Here is a 20,267-nt window from a genome sequence, read left to right as displayed (position 1 = left end):
CCATTCCAAGATATTTTTCCATCAATTTTATGAAGAACTCCGTTTATTAATAACTGCCCCGTAGTCTTCCCAAACAAACCAATTCCAATGTATGGCCCAACAACAGCATATAGTCTAAAGTCTCTGCCCACTGGTTGAGAAAACTTAAAATTTACGGGTATATCAAGATAATTAAGTCTTGTGGTGTAACTATATTTAGCAGTCGAGTCACTAGCCAAAAACCGGTTTTTGCACCCCTTATTGCTAAAAAGTACACCGGGCTCAATCGAAAAACCGTTGGCTATTTGGAACTCCACTGTCTGTCCAAAATGAACTCCTATTTTCACAGAAAAGTCATCTGGATTAACGACGCCATGAAGTTTGCTATCCGCCAGATTGTACCCTGCTTTGGTTGTAAAAATTTGTGCATTCGCCGTTAGTGAGGCGCATAGCAATGTCAGAGACATCACAAAAAGTGCAGATTTTTTCATTTGATTAGTTTGTTAGATGAATTTGTAAAATCTGATTAAAAACTTAAATATTTAAAGCGGCCTATCGATTACATCTTCTGAAATTTCTTTCCGAAACGGTATCCAACTGAAAAGCGAAGCACTCCATTTTTCGACCAAAAATCCGGCTCAAAATCAACCAGTTTTGTTAAACCTAAATCATAAGATACACTGTATTGCATGCTCTTGCGCTCAATTCCTAATCCGAAAGTAAACCCTGCATCAAATTTTTTCAGAGGACTGTTGTTTTTCCACCAATGTATACTTGAAGTTTCTCTATCATTGCTTCCGTTTGCGGTATATTTTGATGTCTGAAAGCCAAACAACCCCAATGCCATATACGGACCTGCGACGGCAAAAGCTTTTATATTTTTATTTAACGGCTGCACCAGCTTTCCCGTGACTGGAAGATCAAGATAATATAGATTGGTTGTGTAAACTGAATGAGAGGTCGCATCTGAATAAAGTCCTTTTACCCCTCTACTGTTAATTAACAGGCCTGATTCAATGGAAAAACGCTTTTCAACCGGAAATTCTACCATCATTCCCAAATGAAAACCAGGATTCATTTTCTGATCCTCGGTACCAGAATTGGGATATTGCGATGCCTTTATAGTCGCCAAATTAAACCCAGCCTTTGCAGTGAAGATCTGTGCCTGGGAAATGTGGGTGAGAAGTAAAAATGCAAGCAACGACGGACATAGAAAACATTTTTTCATGATAGTGTAGTTAGGAGAAAATTCAGGATTTTACCAAGAACGTATATACGTAATAGATATTATATCGGTTACAAAAAATCATTCCTTGTTTCTTGTGATGATGGATTATTGAGGATATTGCACAAAAAAACGGCACCCGGGTTATCCGAATACCGATTTTTATTGATGCACCAAAGCTTTTATTTTTTACCGAATCGATATCCAACTGAAAATTTCAGAACTCGGTTTTTTACCGAATAATCATCATCGGTATTTGCGGCAATGTTGGACAACCCTAAATCATAAGATATCCCAATTTGCAGCATTTTAATTTCAACTCCGGCACCAAATGTCACACCAAATTCAGGTCTTTTGTAGTCATCTTCTGCAGTTGTTCCCCAGCTGACATCCTGTTCGTCGCTTCCCGAAGACCCTTGTCCACTTGCCTTTGCTTTTGCTTTACCAGCAAGCCCTATACCAAGATATGGCCCCGCCGTTGCAAAAATTTTCAAGCCTCCCTCCATTTCCTGAAATACTTTAAGATTGACCGGAATATCCAGATATTGAAGATTTAAATCGGCAGAAACATTGACACCGGAAATGGTTTCTTCAAGTCTCGCTCCCTTACTATTATAAAGCAGTGCGGGTTCGATCGCCAAGAATTTATTGATGGGAAATTCTGCCGCCAGGCCAACATGAAATCCAGGTTTCATATCGTAATCCGGTGAGAAAAAGCCGCCTTTTTCTTTCAGGTCAGCCAAATTGAAACCCGCTTTTGCAGTGAATGTCTGGGCCTTAGCAGAAAATGCAAAAACAGCGAGGAATGTAACGAGCGCGGCTACTTTGTTTTTCATTGTAAACGTTGTTAGGTGAGTGTTAGTGAAAATAGTTTTCAATAAACGTCATTGAAACCGGAGGCAATATATGACACTCCCGGAAATTGTCTTGTAGTAATAAAGATCGGTTACAAAATTTAATACCAACAGAAGTGTTGATATCAAAAATCGAACTATTTACCCCACAACAGAGAAGAATCCCCATAGCTCAGAAAGCGATAATCGTTATCGTAAGCTTGCTGGTATATCTTCTTCCAATCCTCTCCTACCAGTGCGGCAACGAGTAATATCAAAGTGGAGCCAGGCTGGTGGAAGTTAGTTACCAGACCTTTGCAAAGCCTGAAAGTATAGCCCGGAAAAATGAATATTTCAGTTTCCCCAACAATCTCGCCCAGTCCGTTCTCATCCATATATCGGGCGATCGCGTTCAAGGCTTCGGCTGCTTGGGGTAGTTCATTTTCCTCGAACGGATAGGGGTATAGCTTCTCAACAAAAAACTCAGTTGTTTCCCCACGAAAAAGCTTCACCCCAAACCAATACAAGCTTTCAAGAGACCGAAGCGAAGTCGTTCCGACAGGGACGATATTTCCGGCATTCTCAATTAGCAAATCAATCAGCTCGCGGGTAAAAACCACCTGTTCTGAATGCATTTTATGCTCTGTAACCGTATCTGCTTTGATCGGCTGGAAGGTTCCGGCCCCGACGTGAAGCGTAAGATATCCCTGTCTGATATCCCTGGCAGAGAGGTCATTCAACACCTTTTCTGTAAAATGCAAACCCGCCGTCGGAGCAGCAACCGCCCCATCCTGAATGGCATATACCGTTTGGTAAGTTTCCTTATCAGTCTCTTCCGAATCCCGATGCAAATATGGAGGCAATGGAATCTCGCCCAGTGCGTTTACTACATCCAGAAAGGTATCGTCTGAGTCCCAGGTTAGCCGTACCAGGTTCGCATCATAATCCTCAAAACTGGCTGTGAGCGAGATTTGGGTGTCATTTATGAAAATTTCTGATTTTAAAGAATCCTGACTTTTCCATTTCTTTTTATTCCCAATCATGCACTCCCAAACGCAAGACTGTTTCACGAGCATCGCCTCGTTGATCACCCGGGTTGGCATTTCCGGGTGGAGCAGTAGCAATTCAATAAGGGCTCCGGTTTCCTTTCTGAAATGCGCGCGCGCAGGAATTACTTTGGTATTGTTAAAAACAAGAAGCGTCTTTTCGGGGAGATACTGCGGCAGATTGTAAAAACGTTCGTGACTGATCTCACCATTTTTATATAATAAAAGCTTCGACTGATCCCGCTCCGGTAACGGATATTTGGCAATCCTTTCGTTAGGAAGATCATATACATATTCGCTTAACCGAATAGCCTCCGCTTTTTCTAACCAGTTCTTTTCCATTTATCTATTCAACGGCTAAGTCTTTTTGCCACAAAGTCACTAAGAAACCAAGAATCAAATATTGAATTTCAGTGAATTTCGTGTCATCACAGCAATAGCTATTTCACTTATATATATTGTTATTCAATTACAGGTGGCAAAACCAGCGTATCAAAATCAGCCAGAATCTCAGCGTCGCCAAATTCATTCACTCACTCTCTCATCCAAAATTCTACTCAAAGCCTATCGTCCGGCGTCGGTGTAAACAACAACCTTAACGGCAGTAAGAAAACAAATGCCATCAGCCCAAGACTTGTATAGAATATCCACGAGAAATCGAAAACTGACATCTTGAAGTTGTTGCTATTGATGGTAGCCAGAGCAAGCAAGCTGAACCCAACGATGGTGTTGATCGCAGCGATCAGGCAAAACAACCAGTTGGTGATATGCTCGTCCAATTCCTTCCGGTTTTGCGCCCAAACAGTTCTGTTTGGAATCGGGAAATAGGTTGCATCGATTTTAGGTATCTGCTTTGACAACCGACTGATCACAACATTGTTAATCAGGAATATTGCCATGATAATATAAAAAACATGCTCTTTACTTACATATAGCTCGGCCAAACCCGAATCTGAAAAGTCTACCGCTACATTTTCAGGAAAAACAGAATAGGTCCAGATCAACGATCCTAACAAAAACAATATCGATAACCACCTCCAAACTTTGATACTAAATGTTGTAGCTTTCATGCACTTATCACCTTTTCAGGTTTCTTTAAATCGCCATAGTAAATTTGGCGCAAAATTAGGACGCAACCATTCCAAAACCTAATTATTAAGTTTGTTATGAAAGTCCATTCATTCTCATATTCACTCATTCTCACATTTACCCATTAAAAGAACGTGAAAATATATACCAAAACAGGCGATAAAGGCATGACATCGCTGATAGGAAATGTTCGCATCAGCAAGGCCCATAAACGGATCGAAGCATATGGAACTGTGGACGAGCTCAACGCATATATCGGTATGCTTCGGGATCAGTCGGTTAATCTGCACCGGAGTGCGCTGTTGAAGGAAATCCAGGACCGGCTTTTCACGATCGGTGCGCATTTGGCGGCAGAACCACACCAGACCAAAAAGGTTTTGCCCGATTTACACCAAAGTGATATCAGCCTTCTGGAATCTGAAATGGACAAAATAGATAGTCAGGTTCCTCCGTTGCGCTCGTTCGTACTTCCCGGCGGACATGTCTCCGTATCATTCGGGCATTTGGCAAGAACCGTTTGTCGCAGAGCGGAGCGAAGCATTGTGGCTCTTGGGGCGGAAGAAGAAGTGGAAGAAATCGTAATACGTTATATTAACCGGCTTTCCGATTACCTCTTCATGCTATGTCGCGCTATGACGCATGAACTTGGGACAGAAGAAGTGGCTTGGAAACCCAGGTAATTTATTTTCAGGAGTTGTCAGGCCGTGGTCATAAAACGGTCAGGGGTTGTCAGGGTGTAATTGGATAGGTCTTGGTTTTGGGGGTATTGTCAGGAAATGGTCTGGATTTCTCCGACTATCTTCCGAGAGCCAATGGCCATCTCCTGGCCATTACCTGACCACTTCGTGACAACCTCCTTGACTAAAAATCTAACCGCTAAATACTAGCTGCTAGCTAAATACCTGTTTTTCTTATTTTTAATAGCTAAATTGCAATCCCATTAAACTAGCCCGTAGGGGCGTCAGTATCGATCCAAAAATGAGGTGAGTGCTGGCGATTCGACACATTAAATTTTTAGGCATTATGACAGCCGATACACTGCAGATTGAAGTTCAGCAAACCACGAAATCGCGTTTGCAAGAGGTTGATTTCGACAACCTGGTTTTTGGTAGAAACATTTCTGACCACATGTTTATCGTCGAATACCGCGACGGACAGTGGAAAGACGCGAAAATTGTGCCTTATGGCGATCTCAGCCTCAGCCCTGCTACGGCAGCACTGCATTACGGCCAGGCAATTTTCGAAGGAATGAAAGCCTACAAAAATGAAGATGGCGAAGTGTTGCTGTTCCGTGCTATCGACAATTGGAAACGTCTCAACAAATCTGCTGAAAGACTTTGCATGCCGACTATCCCGGAAGAGATTTTTATGGGAGGGCTTACCGAACTGATCCGTCTGGATTCAGGATGGGTGCCTTCGCAGGACGGGTGCTCGCTGTATATCCGTCCATATATGTTTGCTACTGACCCATATATTGGTGTCAAGCCATCTGATAGCTATTACTTTATCATTTTCACGAGCCCGGTTGGAACATATTATGCAAAACCTCCGCGCGTGAAAGTCGAAACCCATTTCATCCGTGCCGCCGAAGGTGGCGTTGGTGGTACTAAGTGCGCAGGCAACTACGCTGGATCACTATATCCTGCCAAACTTGCTCAGCAAGAAGGATATGATCAACTGATCTGGACCGACGCACGTGAGCACGCATATATTGAGGAATCCGGTACGATGAACATCATGTTTATGATTGATGGAAAACTCGTAACGCCATATGTATCAGAAACTACGCTGGACGGTATTACCAGAAAAAGCATAGTTGCGATCGCAAAAGAATGGGGTATACCGGTTGAAGAACGCCGTGTAAGTGTAAAAGAAGTGATCGACGCGTTGAAAGACGGTTCTATGGAAGCTGCTTTCGGAGCCGGAACTGCCGTAGTCATTTCCCCGTTTGCGACTATTGCATATGAAGGTGTTGACTATCCGCTTCCGGAAATCAAAGAAGATTCTTTTGTAAGCAAAGTGAAAGAATATCTGACAAATCTTCGCATTGGAAAAGCCGAAGATATCTTCGGATGGATGTTGAAAGTTTAGCTTTCGGCAGTCAGCAATCAAATGCTGTTGATTGGATATTCTGACATATCATAATATACTTGACGGACCATGACGAAAGTGATGGTCCGTTTTTCTTATATAACGGTTCGGACTCCGGAGTAATTTTGTCTGAATTCCTTGGGCGTGCAACCATTTTTACCCTTAAAGATTCGGTTGAAATAAGATAGATTGTTAAAGCCGCAGTTATAGGCGATTTCCGAAATTGTAAGCGTCGTGTTGATTAAAGAATGTGACGCATATCCCAACCTGATCTCATTCAAACTTTCAACAAAAGTCTTGCCCGTGCTTTTCTTAATAAATCTGCTAAAAGAGACCTCCGACATCCCGACAATTTTGGACACCGTGGCCAGAGAAATCTCCTTCGCATAATTACTCCGCATATAAACAAATACCTTTTCAATCCGGCGACTATTGAAGTTTGGATTCTCGCCCGTAAAAGTACTATTGGACAAAAGCCGCATATTCCTTGATATCGACAATTCATGCAGAATCGACATCAACTCCAGAATAGAATCGAAGCCAGTTTTACTTCCCAGCTCCTCCAGCCGCGGTCTGATCCTGCTGATAGTCTCTTTCGAAAAAGCGATCCCGTTGGCCGATTTCTCCAGCAATGCTCTGATAAAAAACATCTGGTTCTTTTTCAAAAAATTGTCGCCAAACAAATCCCGGTGAAATTGCACGGTGATTTCCAGTATCAACGGCATTCCTTCCTCCCATTTATATACATGGTCGAACCACCCATGTGGCAAATTCGGTCCGACAAGCACTAGCTCCGCCTCGTCGATGGTTTCTGTATGGTCTCCAATGATCCGTTTAACACCTTTACCCCCAATAATCAGATTCAGCTCAAGCTCGTCGTGGTTATGAAGTGGAAAATTAAACTCGTTCTTTCTTCTGATAAAAATGGAAAAACAATCATCAGGTGTTAATGGAGTGATTTCTCGGTAAATTTTGGTCATTTAATATACGTATGGTGAGTAGGCGGGTGGGTATTCTTTATGCACTTAATTATTTTAAAAAATGCGTTTGAGTTGTAAAAAAAACTGAAGTATTAAAAAGTACTAATAGAGGGTCAAATGAGATCCTTGGCTCGCCTGGCCTCTTTTACACTGCTTCAAAAATGATTCGTTGAACTCTTCCAAATTTTGAATAAAGAACCGACGTATATCCGATTGCGTTTTACTCCTACCCGTTTCGGCTCCCATAGTCGTACGTCTGCAGTTGAGTTAGCAGTATTTAGCCTGCTCGTCGACAACCAACCATATCCACTCGGAAAATACTACAATAATTTGCTAATCAGCCACTTATATAGCAATTAGTCCATATACTCCTATTCCTTCGTTGCTTTAATTCCCAAGAAAACGTCCAAACGAATAATAATATACAAAATTGTGTTATTTTATGATAAAAAAGAACTATATTATAATATACCAAAAAATAGAACTTTGAGATATCATAGTGGATTTCAGCCCGCACACTCTTTGTCTAGACTTTCATCATGTCACCTAATTAATTTAAAACACCTATGAAAAAACCTGTACTGATGCTTGTACTGGTGCTTCTCTACCTGTTTGGCTTAGAAAGCCATGCGCAGGAAATGACAGTATCCGGAAAAGTAAATGAAGAAAATGGCTCTGCAATTGCCGGAGTAAATGTAGTAATAAAGGGAACAACAAAAGGAACAACCACTAACGACAAAGGAGAGTACAGCATCGTTGCCGAAAAAGGTAAAACGTTGACATTTAGCTATATCGGTTACACCATCAAAGAAATCGTTGTAAATGCCTCAGTAATCAATGTGAGCCTCAGACCAGAAGCTCAGGCATTGAGTGAAGTAGTGGTTACAGCCTTGGGTATCAGCCGGGATAAAAGAGCTTTGGCATATTCCGTTACTGAAGTGGGAGGTGGTAATCTGACCCAGGCCAGGGAAGCAAACCTTGGTAATGCTCTCGCTGGCCGAGTGGCAGGTGTAAACGTGAGTAAAATAGCTTCAGGCCCTGCTGGATCGTCGCGGGTGATTATCCGTGGCAATAAATCGCTGACTGGAAACAATCAGCCATTGTATGTAATTGACGGTATTCCGATGGACAACTCCAACTTTGGGCAGGCCGGTATGTGGGGCGGATCCGACGAAGGAGATGGATTGTCGAGCCTTAACCCTGACGATATCGAATCTATCACAGTCCTAAAGGGAGCAAATGCTGCCGCTCTTTATGGCTCAAGAGCATCTAATGGGGTTATTAACGTGACTACCAAGCGCGGAACCAAAAGAAAAGGTATCGGTGTAGAATTTGGTTCAAATTACGTTTTTGAAAAACTCAACGATTTATCGGATCTGCAGCACTCTTATGGAGCCGGGGGATATGTGAACCAAGTAGCTTCTAAACCTGCCACCCAAAACCAGGCTTACGACTGGGGGGATGATTCTTGGGGTCCAAAATTTGATAACAGCCAGGTAATCGGGTTTGATGGGAAAATGCACCAATATTCGTACGCAGGCGATAATTTTTCCAGGTACCTGAAAACAGGGTCTGCCTTCACAAACAGCCTTGCATTTTCAGGAGGTGGTGAAAATCAGAATTTCCGGGCATCAGTTACTAACCTGAACAGCACGACAATCATTCCTAATTCGGGATTCGATAGAATTAACCTGTCGCTGTCAACTAATTCAAAATTCGGAAAAAGGCTGACATTGGATGCAAAGGTTTTGTATTCTGAAGAAAAAGCTAAAAACCGCCCGAACGTTTCTGACTCTCCTGGTAATGCGATTCAGGCATTGTGGAGAACTCCTGCAGACTACAATATAACGAGCTATAAAGGAGATCCTAATAAACTGGGCGCTATTCCCGCAGGAACCGATGCTGCCAGTTTGAGTATATGGGGCAAAACGGTCGGCGAAGAATTCCAGCAGGCCAGCAACAACTGGGGACAAAATCCATATTGGACTGCTTATCAGTTTATCAAAACCGATCAGAAGAACAGAATCATCGCGTCCGGATCGCTCAAATACCAGATTACAGACTGGTTGTATATTCAGGGCCGTGTAGGTATGGACAAATACAATCGTCGCTCTGAAAATCTGACTCCTGAAGGTACAGGATACCAGCGGGGCGGGGCCAGAAGCATGGGAACCTGGAACGTTCAGGAAGTAAATATGGAATACCTTCTTGGCTTCAATAAGGAATTCGGGAAGTTGGGTGTGAATATTTTTGGAGGTGGAAACCGTATGAGACAAAAATATGACTACATCAGTATTTATGGTAACGGATTTAACGTACAGTTTTTCGACGCGCTTAACAACGTGAAAGGCAAATCGTGGGATTACAGCCCAACCGAATATGGAATCAACTCCTTGTTGGGATCTGCTGAAATATCATGGAACAGCTACCTGTTTTTGACTGCTACTGCTCGTAACGATTGGTTCTCCGTACTGAACCCAGCGTCCAATAGTATTCTTTATCCATCTTTAGGAGCAAGTTTTGTCTTTACTGAGGCGCTCTCGATGCCTTCATGGGTTTCCTTTGGTAAAGTCAGGGCATCATGGGCCCAAGTGGGGAATGCGACTATCGGGCCATATCAGACCAACTTGACTTATTCACTGAACGGGAATCCTCACCTCGGCTATCCAATGGCCTCTTTTTCACAGGCGATGGGAAATGGTGGTAATATTCCTAACCCGAACCTGACACCATTAACGGTGACTGAAACTGAACTTGGTATCGACTTCAGGTTATTCAATAACAAACTAGGTGTTGATTTCACTTACTACGATCAGCAGACCACGGATGACATTCTGAACGCAACCATATCCAAGTCAACCGGGTTTGGTAGTACGTCTGTGAACCTGGGTCGATTGCAAAACAGGGGGGTTGAACTACTTTTAACCTATACACCATTAAAAACCAGCAGCCTGACATGGGACGTCAGCCTGAACCTTGCCAAAAACAACAACAAGGTCAAATCGCTTATTGAGGGAACTAACGAGCTGGTAATGGACGAGCCACGTACCCGCAATGCCTACATCAAAAATATCGTCGGCCAGCCTTTCGGTATGATTACAGGTCGTGTGCAGAAACTGTCACCGGATGGTCAGCCTGTTTTCTATTCAGACGGACGCCCGGTAGGATCTGCAAATTATGAAGTGATCGGAAATGGTATTGCAAAATTGACAGGCGGACTTACCAACTCATTTAACTACAAAGGTATTGACCTATCCTTCCTTATCGATTTCAAAGCAGGCGGAGATATCCTTTCAGGAACTAATATGCGGCTTGATCAGTGGGGTTTGAGCAAAAGATCTTTACAGGGACGTGAAGGCGAAGCTCCATTGACAGTTACAGGCGTTACGGCGGAAGGTACCGGTTATACCCCATTTACGAAAACCCTTACTCCTCAGGAAGCTTACAATTACTGGGGTTCTGTAGGTGGAGAAGCAGACGCTGTCACTCCGATGTATCTGTACGATGCGTCCTTCATAAAACTGAGACAGCTCACTTTGGGGTACTCCATTCCTCGCAGATTCTTGGAAAAAACACCATTTCAAACGCTCTCGCTTTCATTCGTGGGACGTAACCTGGCGATCCTGTTCAAAAACATCGACAATGTAGATCCGGAGTCAACTTATGCCAACGGAAACTCACAGGGTTTTGATTATTTCGGATTCCCGTCGACGCGTAGCTATGGTTTTAATTTTAGAGTAACATTCTAAATTCTGAGAACAATGAGAAATTTTAAGAGATATATAAAGTATGGGCTGGCGGTAATTTTGGTTTCGGGATGCGATACAAACGAACTTCACGACCTCAATATCAACCCTCAGGCGCTTAACCAGATTGATCTGAACCTCATATTCACGTCAACTGAACTTGCTATCGCTTCTAACGGTACAACGGGCGACAACCGTTACATCGACTGGCGGACCAATATCGGCATGTGTGCTTATGCCATTCAGCAACTGGCAAACGCCGGGGGCGGAATTGCACCGGGGGACAAATACACGGTAAATGCAGAAACCAATGCAGCTCCCTTCGATTTTACGTATAACGACCAACTGAAAAATATCGCCGAAATCCTGAAACAGTCAGGACCTGGTGGATATGCAGAAGGCAAATATGTCAATATGAGGCAGGCGGCCCGGATTATCAGGGCATTCAGCTTTTCACGACTCACGGATTTCTATGGCAATATCCCTTATACTGAGGCCAACAAAGGCACAGAAGGAATTTTCTTCCCGGTATATGACACGCAAGAAGCCGTTTACACTGATCTATTGAAAGAGCTTGACGAGGCGACTGCGGCATTGAACGTTTCTAACGGAGATGAAAATTTTTCCAAGGCTGACTTCATTTATGACGGCGATATCGCTAAATGGAAAAAATGGGGATATTCCTTGATGCTACGGCTCGCAATGCGGATATCCAATGCGGATGCTGCGAAGGCGGCTACATATGTAAGCAAAGCTGTCGCTGGAGGCGTGTTCACCAGCAATGACGACAATGTTTGGATACCAATGTCCGACGGTCCAAACGAGTGGACGAACCAAAATGGTATATCTCGTGCATTTGATCCGGGTGATGGCGGCCAACCTGCATATATGAGCGCAACCTTGATCAATTGGCTAAAAGGAACGAACCCTGCTTCGGCTGCGGACGACGATCCACGATTGATGCTACTAAGCGGTGGCATCGGAGAATGGACTGCCGCAGGTTATACTCCGCTGATACTCGACCCGCTCCTTCAGAAAGGAATGCCCAACGGATTTGATCAGGCGATGCTTGACAATCTCGAGGGTCACCCGGTTGACGCAGCTAAAACATATTCCAGAATTAACGTAAAAATGCTGCAGGATAGTGATCCTTATATGATTATGAATTATGGAGAAGTAGAATTGCTACTGGCTGAAGCTTTGGAGCGTGGGATAGGTAGCGGTATATCAGGAACGGCAAAGGCGCATTATGAAGCAGGGGTAAAAGCTTCGATGCAAATGTATGCTCCATACGATGCTTCGCTAACCATTGCAGATGCAGATGCGGCCAAATATTTGACCACATATCCATACGGCGTAACCAAACCAGCTCTTGAAATGATTGGAGAGCAAATTTGGGTGAATAAATTTTTTAACTGGTGGGAGGCATGGTCAGATTGGAGAAGAACTGGATTTCCAAAACTGACCCCAACCAATTATCCGGGGAATGTTACGGGAGGAACTATACCCGTAAGACTCAGGTATCCGACCAATGAACTGGCAGGTAATCCGAACTATCAGACCGGAGCTACTCTGCCTGACGATTACACCACCAAAGTATGGTGGGACAAATAATAAATTAGTAGATATGAGTTGGAAGGTGCCCTGAATATTTTGGGGCATCTTTTTGTTTTTTATCCTAATTTTGAAAAACGTCCAATTTCAACTTTAATACGAAATTATGTCTATCACATTTCCTGCAGCAACAGAGAAGAAAACTGTTTTCGACGAAATCGAAAAATACATTACGGAACAAGGATTTACGATTGTAAATACGGACCAGACACGGCCTTGGGGTGGTTTTTTCGTACTGGACGAAAGTCAGGCTCCTCAGTTCATATCTACTTTCTTCCCACATCTTTCGCTGGAAGATTTTGCAGGATATGAAAAATTAAGTCCTAAAATCTTGGTTGTAGCTCCTGAAAAAAGACTATCATGGCAATATCACCACCGCCGTGCCGAAATATGGAAAGTCATTGGCGGTAATGCCGGGATAGTGATCAGCGATACCGACGAAGAAACCGAACTTCGTCAATTACCAATTGGCACGGTTATAGAATTAAAACAAGGAGAAAGACACCGTCTGATCGGCGTGAGCGAATGGGGTATTGTCGCCGAAATCTGGCAACATACTGACCCTTCAAACCCCTCTGACGAAGATGATATCGTTCGCGTTCAGGACGATTTCGGCAGATAAGCAATTTGGCATAAAATTAGGAACTGGGAACCTGCGGTAAATTAGAATTCCAACTAGTACCCGCAGGTTTTCTATTTCCGGATATAATCTCTAACAACATTTGAACACCTATTATGAAATTTGGAAAAGTAGATAATCCAGACAACGTTGATTTCACCTTACCGGCAGACCACCCGGGAACCAAGCCATTGCTCAGCAAAAATTCCGGAAAGCCGAATATCTATATCGGTTGTGCCAAATGGAACAAAGCTGATTTGAAGGGATTCTATCCAAAAGGCACGAAGGATGAGCTCGCCTATTACTCAACGCAGTTTAACAGCATTGAGCTGAACGCTACTTTTTACAACAACTTTCCTGTTGAAACCATTGAAGGATGGTATAGCAAAACGCCGGAAAATTTTCGGTTCTTCCCGAAGTTGCACCAAGGGATAAGCCACTGGAAAAGATTAAAAGATGCTACCGAGCCAACAAACGTTTATCTGGATGGCATTGCCCATTTACAGGAAAAACTGGGTATGCTCTTTCTCCAGATGCCCGATAACTTCGGCCCGAAAAACTGGGATATACTGGAAGCATATCTGCAGGAATGGCCTTCAGGTTTTCCGCTGGCTCTGGAATTGCGCCACACAGGATGGTATGACGGCTCATGGAATAGCGATCTGCTTTACGAAGTACTAGAGAAAAAAAATATCACACATATCATCACCGACTCAGCCGGGCGACGCGACCTGCTACATATGCGGTTAACTACTCCAACTGCTTTTGTAAGATATAATGGGGCAAATGTAGACTCGGATTATACCCGCCTCGACGACTGGTTTGAACGTCTCAATCTGTGGGCGAACGAGGGTATTGAAAATATCTACTTTTTTGTACACCAAAACCACGAGGAAGCCTCTCCTCTTCTTTCTGCATATTTGATCGAAAAGATGAATAAGGCACTGGGGACAGATTTGAAAATACCGCATAATCCGGGTAAGTAAGAGATAGGGATCAAAGGGAGGAAGGGCGAAGGGACAACAGATTAACAGTCAAAAGGTTAAGAAGTTAAAGGTTTTCATGCGATTTACCTTTACAACTATTGACAATGGAGCATTCAAGTCAGAATCCGCGCCCGTTAACCTTTTAACCTTAACCCTTTTAAAAATACAGAAATGACAGTAATTAAAAGAACCAATAGTGATAATCCGGATTTTATAGCTTTGACGCAGAAACTGGATGTAGTCTTGTGCGAGATATACGGGACTAATCAGGCTGATTATGAGGAATATAATAAAATAGTAGACCTACCGACAGTTGTTGTAGCATATAATGACAACAGCCCTGTAGGCTGTGCTTGTTTTAAAATAACTGACGCAACGACCGTCGAAATTAAAAGGATGTTTGTATTGTCAGATTATCGCGGAAAAGGAATTGCTCGTCTGTTACTTTCTGAACTGGAAAAGTGGGCCGCAGAACTGAATTACATAACGTCGATATTAGAAACGGGGAAATTGCAGCCGGAAGCAGTATCACTATATCAGAGTTCAGGATACGAGATCGTCCCTAACTATGGACAATATGAAGACAAAGAGCTAAGCGTTTGCATGAAAAAACGCCTGGTCACAACACAATGACCATTTCATAATAAACCTTGACTTCAAAGGGATTTACTTTCAAACTCAACATTCCACTAAAAACCAGTCATTCATGGAGGATATCTCAGGCAGTACAAAGTATCCCTACCAGCTATCCCAGTCGCTGATCACCATTGCGATTGTGACACTCGGTATATATTTCGGCCAGGATATCCTGGTTCCGCTGGCGATGGCATTTTTGCTCGCCGTATTGCTGCGACCGGTAGAGGCCTTTCTGATTAGGATTGGTATTCCTAAAACGCTGGCTATTATTTTGGCCGTAACTTTCGCGGTGTTGATCATTGCCGGAATTACGCTGATATTATCGATTCAGATATCCGACTTTTCAGACGAACTACCCAAACTCAAACGGAATATCAATGATTTTTATCGGCAAGTACGCCGTTGGATTCGGCGAGAATATCGACTAAGTTACTGGCAACAAGACCAATATGTTCAAAAAGCTCAGACGCAAACGCTCGAAAATTTTCAAAATACAGAAACGTTAACTGCGCTTACCGGCACGTTAGGCACATTAATTCTTCTGCCGATTTATGTCTTTTTGCTTTTGTACTACCGCACCATGCTCGTCCATTTTTCAGTGGTTTTGTTTACCGATAAGTACAAATCCAAAGTGCTTGATGTCTTGGGTGAAATAAGGATTATCATTCAAAGCTATATGGTCGGGTTACTGCTGGAGACGACCGTGGTGGCGACACTAAATACAGTTGGGCTTTTTTTTCTGAATGTACAATATGCTTTGCTTCTGGGTGTTATGGCAGCTATCCTCAACCTGATCCCATATATCGGTGGATTGGTGGCAGTAGGACTGGCGGTGTTGGTTACGATTATTAACCATCCGGATGGATTTACCATCGCGGGTGTTGTTGGTGTATTTCTCGCCGTTCAGTTTGTGGATAATAATTTTCTGGTCCCTTTAATTATTGGGTCAAAAGTTAAAATTAATGCGCTGGCTTCTATTGTTGGTGTGTTGATCGGCGGTGGGCTGGCTGGCGTTTCAGGTATGTTTCTATCTATCCCGGCCATTGCCATTCTAAAGGCTATATTTGACCGCGTAGACCACCTCAATGCGTGGGGTATATTACTTGGCGACGAAAAGCCCGAACAATCGGGCAGAAAAACGAAGAAAATTCTCAAAAGTACAGAGAGCGAAGCCTCCCCGGAAGGAGCTTAGCGTTTCTCTATGACGGATATTTCATGACATTTAACCCTCTTGTCAATGGAAAATGAAATCAATATCACCAAAGTACCACTGTCGGAAATCAGTCATTTTCGTAAGCAATTTCTGCATGAAAATAATTTCCAATTTATCTACAATAAGTGTCACGACTATGGCTGGGCAGACACATACCTGATTACAGTCGACGATCTTCAGATTGGATATGGAGCCGTTTGGGGATCTGATGGACGACAAGCCCGTGACAGTATTTTTGAGTATTATGTAATTCCTCCTTACCGCCCGCTGGGTGCTAAAATCTTTCGTCTTCTGATAGCCGCCACGGATGCCATCTATATCGAAAGCCAGAGCAATGATCTTTTACTGACGGGTATGCTTTATGAATTTGCACAAAATATCTACTCTGAGGCAATTCTTTTTGAGGACCAACAAAAGACGGACTGGAAGGTGGAGGGGGCCATTTTCAGGAAAATGAAAGAATCAGATCCGATGGATCACGATAACAGCGATTATGTTTTAGAACAAAATGGTGTGATCGTGGGAAGCGGTGGCTTGATGTTCAATTACAATTTCCCATATGCTGACCTATATATGCAGGTCCATGAAGACTATCGTGGCAAGGGATTGGGTGTTTTTTTGGTTCAGGAGCTGAAAAATGAAGCTTATCGCGTAGGGAGGGTACCTGCTGCCAGGTGCAATATCAACAACAAAATATCCAGAGCGACGCTCCATAAAGCGGGTTTAACAATTTGCGGATATCGCCTGAAAGGAACGATCAGGACCGAAGAAGTCCAATCCTGATCGTTTAAGCTATATTATTTCTCAGTTTTGATAGTTGCTTTCAGATCGTGAAGCAGACTATACAAGCCAAATAGCGTCCTGTGTACATATATAAAATGTTTGGAGCCGCGGTTCACGTTCATCTTTCTCAATTCCTGATCATTGGCATATCGCTCTCCCAGTTCTGCCAACTGTGCAAAAAACGATTCATCACCGAAATTAAAACCTTTAGCCAGTAATGGTGTGGTCAATAACTCGAGCACATCATGGAAAAGAGTGGTAAAATACCGTGCTTCCTGAGGGGTATCATTTGGCAAAAGGATTTCCAGTTGTCTGAGTTTTTCATCCAGAATCTTCGGGTTGCTCAGGTTTTTGCGGTCAGCAATTTCAAAATAGGGAATATAAAAATCTTCCGGGATTATTTTCATACAACCAAAATCTATGGCTATCAGATTGTAATCCTCATCAACCAAAAAATTCCCCGGGTGCGGATCCGCGTGTACCTTTCTGAGCTTATGAATCTGAAACATATAAAAATCCCAAAGCGCCTGCCCGATCTTGTCGGCTACCTCTTGCGATGGGATATGTTTTGCAAATTCCGACAAATGCTCCCCATGCATCCAGTCCATTGTTATTACCTTTTCGCAGGAATATTCAGGATAGTATTTCGGGAATTTCAAATTGGGAATATGTGCACAAGCGTTGGCAGTTTCGTTGCTCTGTTCAATTTCCAGGATATAATTCGTCTCGTCCGTCAGCTTGTTTTCAACCTCCTTGAAATATTTATCAGAATCTTTGGTCTGAATATTGAACATCCGCATCGCGATCGGTTTTACCAACGCAAGATCCGTTCCAATGCTTTCGGCCACGCCAGGATATTGAATTTTTACGGCCAGATCTTTGCCATTTTTGGTTGCTTTATGCACCTGACCGATGCTCGCCGCATTGCTCGCATCAGGACTGAAAGTGTCAAAAATTTCAAGCGGGTTTTTGCCGAAGTATTTACGGAAAGTCCGTTTTACCAAAGGAGCGGAAAGAGGCGGAACTGAGAACTGTGACAGAGAGAATTTCTCCACATAAGCCTGTGGCAAAAAGTTTTTCTCCATACTCAGCATCTGAGCCAGCTTGAGCGCACTTCCTTTCAGGTTTTTAAGACCGTCGTATATATCCTCGGCGTTCGCATTATCCAGATTATCCTTTGCGGTATCCGGACTGATCATTTTTTCACCGTAATATTTCAGGTAGTTCCCACCGATTTTGACGCCGGTAGATATCAATTTTGAAGCACGCTGTATTTTCGAAGTAGGTATTCTGTCTATAGTCTCCATCCTACTTCACTTTCTCTTTAAATAAAAACTTACCAAGGTCGATCACGCTTTGCAACGGAGTTACATCAAACAAATCAAAAGTAGCGCGAATCGATTTTTCGATAAAAAGATCAGTTTTCTCAAATCGAACTGACTCGTCATCCAGCCAAAATTTCATGGTGACCATCAATTGAACCCACGCTCCCTCTTCCAGCGCATCCTGCTGCACTTTCTTCAATTTTTCGCTCGTCGCTTTGAGATATCCCAAGCTGATTTCGTGAATATATTCCTTAAATTCAGCTCGTAAACGATTCAGTTTCAGCAGACCATTCAATTTGCTTTTGTCACTTTGCAATGCGAACACGACGTAACTGCGGTTCGCTGTCAAAATTTCAAAAAAAGTAAAATAGTAAGTCAGCAAGTGCTCCCGGAAAGTAGCTCCGGCCATATCGTTGCTTTGGCTGATCAGTTGGCGGGCCATTTGATGAAAACTTACAAAAACCTGTTTTTCAATCGCATCGATTGAAGGGAAGAATTCATAAAATTCCTTTTCCGAAAATTCATGCTGCTTGCTGAATAGATATACAGATTCAGGTCTTTTATTGTTTTCGAGGCAATAGTGCATAAACATCTCTGTGATGCTGGCAGCCGATAATTCTTTTTTTGCCGTAGCTGTTGTGTTTTTAATTTTGGTAGCCATTTATATTTTCTGGTTATAACCTGCGAAGTAAAAAATGGGAGAAAAGCGTCATCCAGACAACGCCCGAGTCTATAACATGAATTAAGTGAAAAACATTGAGTCGATGAACAAAATTTATTCTAATAATCGAGTTTCGTCTATTGATGTCCTCCGCGGACTGGTGATGGTCATTATGGCATTGGATCATGTCCGGGAGTTTTTCCATATAGAAGCACTTCAGAAAGACCCGCTGGATATTGAAAATTACAGCCTGGCCGTCTATTTCACCCGATGGATTACGCATTATTGTGCTCCAATTTTCGTATTCCTCTCAGGTATATCTGTTGGACTATCCGCATCCAAAAAAGCCATTGCCGACTCGTCTTTTTCAATGATCAAACGGGGGTTGTGGTTGATTTTGGTCGAAGTTACGGTGATCACGTTTGCATTGACGTTCAATCCATTGTTCAACGTTATCGTTTTTCAGGTGATATGGGCAATTGGCTGGAGTTTCATTCTGTTGGGACTGGTAAGATTGCTTTCCGAAAAAGCGATCCCGTTCGTTGGGATAGCCATTATACTTTGTCATAACCTTTTTGACTATTATATTCCTCCGCAAGGCTCGACTCTCGAAATGTATACCAATATCATATTCAAGGCATTCGGATACGTTATCCCGATATCCGAAACCAGAATCATTCTAGACTTATATGCGATTGTGCCCTGGACGGGAATTATGATGCTGGGGTACGGTATATATCCGCGGTACGTTCAATTCACATCCGCAAAAAGAGCCAAATGGCTGTTTTTGGCTGGAATTGGCATGGTGGCTGCGTTTTGCATTCTGCGCTTCGTAAATAGCTACGGCGACCCGTCTTTATGGAAATCGTATGATACTCCAATCCAGACATTTTTGTCGTTTATCAATACATCCAAGTATCCCCCATCGCTTGCATATACCCTCATGACAATCGGCCCGGCGTTTCTGACTCTTGCAGTATTGGAGCGGATAAGAGGTCCGTTGTCAGGAATTTTAATTGTGTACGGGAAAGTGCCGTTCTTTTACTACGTACTACATTTCTATGTAATCCATATTTTGCTGATCATCATATTCTTCGCGTCAGGATATTCGACCAGCGAAATCATTCCTAAAAACAATCCGTTTCTGTTCCGCCCGGATACTTTTGGCTTTAACCTGGGCGTCACCTACCTGATATGGTTTGGTGTAGTTGCGTCACTATATTATCCCTGTCTCAGATTCGCAGCATATAAACAAAAGCACAAGGGCAAATGGTGGGTGCATTATTGTTAGCGACTTCGGCGGTCGGCTTTCGGCAGCCGGGGTTAGCTACTCAATTTTTTCTGGCATTTTTCAGCTCTAATAAGACCTGTAGTAAAAAAATCCCAAAACCATCTCCATCGTCCCTTTCGTCCATATTCCCCCTCCTCCCTTTCCTCCCTC

General features: G+C 43.0%; 18 protein-coding genes. 10 read left to right on the top strand and 8 right to left on the bottom strand.

The window, feature by feature from the left end; genetic code table 11:
• The 5 genes from AC1XUD_RS21240 to AC1XUD_RS21220 all read right to left on the bottom strand — a co-directional run.
• The coding region (locus AC1XUD_RS21240) for a porin family protein (RefSeq protein ID WP_483363030.1) at window positions 1-470 on the bottom strand (470 nt) is incomplete at its 3' end.
• A gap of 68 nt (window positions 471-538) precedes the next feature.
• A complete protein-coding gene (locus AC1XUD_RS21235; RefSeq protein ID WP_483363029.1) occupies window positions 539-1,207 on the bottom strand; it encodes a porin family protein in 669 nt (222 codons plus the stop codon).
• 179 nt (window positions 1,208-1,386) lie between these two features.
• Entirely contained in the window at window positions 1,387-2,040 is a 654-nt protein-coding gene (locus AC1XUD_RS21230) for a porin family protein (protein WP_483363028.1), read from the bottom strand.
• Window positions 2,041-2,195: 155 nt separating this feature from the next.
• Window positions 2,196-3,425, bottom strand: a complete 1,230-nt coding sequence (locus AC1XUD_RS21225) for an S-adenosylmethionine:tRNA ribosyltransferase-isomerase (RefSeq protein WP_483363027.1) — start codon at window positions 3,423-3,425, stop codon at window positions 2,196-2,198.
• A gap of 215 nt (window positions 3,426-3,640) precedes the next feature.
• A complete protein-coding gene (locus AC1XUD_RS21220; protein WP_483363026.1) occupies window positions 3,641-4,153 on the bottom strand; it encodes a hypothetical protein in 513 nt (170 codons plus the stop codon).
• Window positions 4,154-4,306: 153 nt separating this feature from the next.
• Here AC1XUD_RS21220 and AC1XUD_RS21215 point away from each other — a divergent pair, with 153 nt between their 5' ends.
• Both AC1XUD_RS21215 and AC1XUD_RS21210 read left to right on the top strand, forming a co-directional pair.
• Window positions 4,307-4,852 (top strand): cob(I)yrinic acid a,c-diamide adenosyltransferase, encoded by a 546-nt coding sequence (locus AC1XUD_RS21215; RefSeq protein WP_483363025.1) that lies wholly within the window; start codon window positions 4,307-4,309, stop codon window positions 4,850-4,852.
• Window positions 4,853-5,195: 343 nt separating this feature from the next.
• Window positions 5,196-6,263, top strand: coding sequence for a branched-chain amino acid aminotransferase (locus AC1XUD_RS21210; protein ID WP_483363024.1), 1,068 nt, complete (start codon window positions 5,196-5,198; stop codon window positions 6,261-6,263).
• Window positions 6,264-6,358: 95 nt separating this feature from the next.
• Here the strand turns inward: AC1XUD_RS21210 and AC1XUD_RS21205 are convergent, their stop codons facing one another.
• Entirely contained in the window at window positions 6,359-7,243 is an 885-nt protein-coding gene (locus AC1XUD_RS21205; protein WP_483363023.1) for an AraC family transcriptional regulator, read from the bottom strand.
• Between the two features lie 566 nt (window positions 7,244-7,809).
• On the opposite strand from AC1XUD_RS21205, the gene AC1XUD_RS21200 reads away from it, so the two are divergent.
• From AC1XUD_RS21200 to AC1XUD_RS21170, 7 genes are all read left to right on the top strand, one after another.
• On the top strand, window positions 7,810-10,992 hold the full coding sequence (locus tag AC1XUD_RS21200; protein ID WP_483363022.1) for a SusC/RagA family TonB-linked outer membrane protein: 3,183 nt from the start codon (window positions 7,810-7,812) through the stop codon (window positions 10,990-10,992).
• Between the two features lie 12 nt (window positions 10,993-11,004).
• Window positions 11,005-12,603, top strand: coding sequence for a SusD/RagB family nutrient-binding outer membrane lipoprotein (locus tag AC1XUD_RS21195; RefSeq protein ID WP_483363021.1), 1,599 nt, complete (start codon window positions 11,005-11,007; stop codon window positions 12,601-12,603).
• A 106-nt stretch (window positions 12,604-12,709) separates the two neighbouring features.
• Window positions 12,710-13,225 carry a cupin domain-containing protein gene (locus AC1XUD_RS21190; RefSeq protein WP_483363020.1) on the top strand — a complete coding sequence of 172 codons (516 nt, stop codon included), beginning with the start codon at window positions 12,710-12,712 and terminating at the stop codon, window positions 13,223-13,225.
• 113 nt (window positions 13,226-13,338) lie between these two features.
• Window positions 13,339-14,208 (top strand): DUF72 domain-containing protein, encoded by an 870-nt coding sequence (locus tag AC1XUD_RS21185; RefSeq protein WP_483363019.1) that lies wholly within the window; start codon window positions 13,339-13,341, stop codon window positions 14,206-14,208.
• 171 nt (window positions 14,209-14,379) lie between these two features.
• Complete coding sequence (locus tag AC1XUD_RS21180) at window positions 14,380-14,841, top strand: GNAT family N-acetyltransferase (protein ID WP_483363018.1); 462 nt, start codon at window positions 14,380-14,382, stop codon at window positions 14,839-14,841.
• 73 nt (window positions 14,842-14,914) lie between these two features.
• Window positions 14,915-16,036, top strand: a complete 1,122-nt coding sequence (locus AC1XUD_RS21175; RefSeq protein WP_483363017.1) for an AI-2E family transporter — start codon at window positions 14,915-14,917, stop codon at window positions 16,034-16,036.
• Between the two features lie 45 nt (window positions 16,037-16,081).
• Window positions 16,082-16,840: a GNAT family N-acetyltransferase gene (locus AC1XUD_RS21170; protein WP_483363016.1), complete on the top strand. Its 759-nt coding sequence runs from the start codon at window positions 16,082-16,084 to the stop codon at window positions 16,838-16,840.
• A 14-nt stretch (window positions 16,841-16,854) separates the two neighbouring features.
• Here the strand turns inward: AC1XUD_RS21170 and AC1XUD_RS21165 are convergent, their stop codons facing one another.
• Both AC1XUD_RS21165 and AC1XUD_RS21160 read right to left on the bottom strand, forming a co-directional pair.
• Window positions 16,855-18,147, bottom strand: coding sequence for an ABC1 kinase family protein (locus AC1XUD_RS21165; protein ID WP_483363015.1), 1,293 nt, complete (start codon window positions 18,145-18,147; stop codon window positions 16,855-16,857).
• 1 nt (window position 18,148) lies between these two features.
• On the bottom strand, window positions 18,149-18,826 hold the full coding sequence (locus AC1XUD_RS21160) for a TetR family transcriptional regulator C-terminal domain-containing protein (protein WP_483363014.1): 678 nt from the start codon (window positions 18,824-18,826) through the stop codon (window positions 18,149-18,151).
• Window positions 18,827-18,929: 103 nt separating this feature from the next.
• Between AC1XUD_RS21160 and AC1XUD_RS21155 the strand changes: the two genes are divergently transcribed.
• A complete protein-coding gene (locus AC1XUD_RS21155) occupies window positions 18,930-20,117 on the top strand; it encodes an acetyltransferase domain-containing protein (protein WP_483363013.1) in 1,188 nt (395 codons plus the stop codon).
• Window positions 20,118-20,267: the final 150 nt, after the last annotated feature.

The sequence above is a fragment of the Dyadobacter sp. HNCC25DJ184 genome (assembly GCF_056895215.1).
Note: the sequence above shows the minus strand (reverse complement) of the source record. Positions and strands in the feature narration are given on the sequence as shown.

Coding starts and splice junctions, on each gene's coding strand:
- AC1XUD_RS21235 (WP_483363029.1), bottom strand. CDS start 1,207: ATGAAAAAATGTTTTCTATGTCCGTCGTTGCTTGCATTTTTACTTCTC.
- AC1XUD_RS21230 (WP_483363028.1), bottom strand. CDS start 2,040: ATGAAAAACAAAGTAGCCGCGCTCGTTACATTCCTCGCTGTTTTTGCA.
- AC1XUD_RS21225 (WP_483363027.1), bottom strand. CDS start 3,425: ATGGAAAAGAACTGGTTAGAAAAAGCGGAGGCTATTCGGTTAAGCGAA.
- AC1XUD_RS21220 (WP_483363026.1), bottom strand. CDS start 4,153: ATGAAAGCTACAACATTTAGTATCAAAGTTTGGAGGTGGTTATCGATA.
- AC1XUD_RS21210 (WP_483363024.1), top strand. CDS start 5,196: ATGACAGCCGATACACTGCAGATTGAAGTTCAGCAAACCACGAAATCG.
- AC1XUD_RS21205 (WP_483363023.1), bottom strand. CDS start 7,243: ATGACCAAAATTTACCGAGAAATCACTCCATTAACACCTGATGATTGT.
- AC1XUD_RS21200 (WP_483363022.1), top strand. CDS start 7,810: ATGAAAAAACCTGTACTGATGCTTGTACTGGTGCTTCTCTACCTGTTT.
- AC1XUD_RS21195 (WP_483363021.1), top strand. CDS start 11,005: ATGAGAAATTTTAAGAGATATATAAAGTATGGGCTGGCGGTAATTTTG.
- AC1XUD_RS21190 (WP_483363020.1), top strand. CDS start 12,710: ATGTCTATCACATTTCCTGCAGCAACAGAGAAGAAAACTGTTTTCGAC.
- AC1XUD_RS21185 (WP_483363019.1), top strand. CDS start 13,339: ATGAAATTTGGAAAAGTAGATAATCCAGACAACGTTGATTTCACCTTA.
- AC1XUD_RS21180 (WP_483363018.1), top strand. CDS start 14,380: ATGACAGTAATTAAAAGAACCAATAGTGATAATCCGGATTTTATAGCT.
- AC1XUD_RS21175 (WP_483363017.1), top strand. CDS start 14,915: ATGGAGGATATCTCAGGCAGTACAAAGTATCCCTACCAGCTATCCCAG.
- AC1XUD_RS21170 (WP_483363016.1), top strand. CDS start 16,082: ATGGAAAATGAAATCAATATCACCAAAGTACCACTGTCGGAAATCAGT.
- AC1XUD_RS21165 (WP_483363015.1), bottom strand. CDS start 18,147: ATGGAGACTATAGACAGAATACCTACTTCGAAAATACAGCGTGCTTCA.
- AC1XUD_RS21160 (WP_483363014.1), bottom strand. CDS start 18,826: ATGGCTACCAAAATTAAAAACACAACAGCTACGGCAAAAAAAGAATTA.
- AC1XUD_RS21155 (WP_483363013.1), top strand. CDS start 18,930: ATGAACAAAATTTATTCTAATAATCGAGTTTCGTCTATTGATGTCCTC.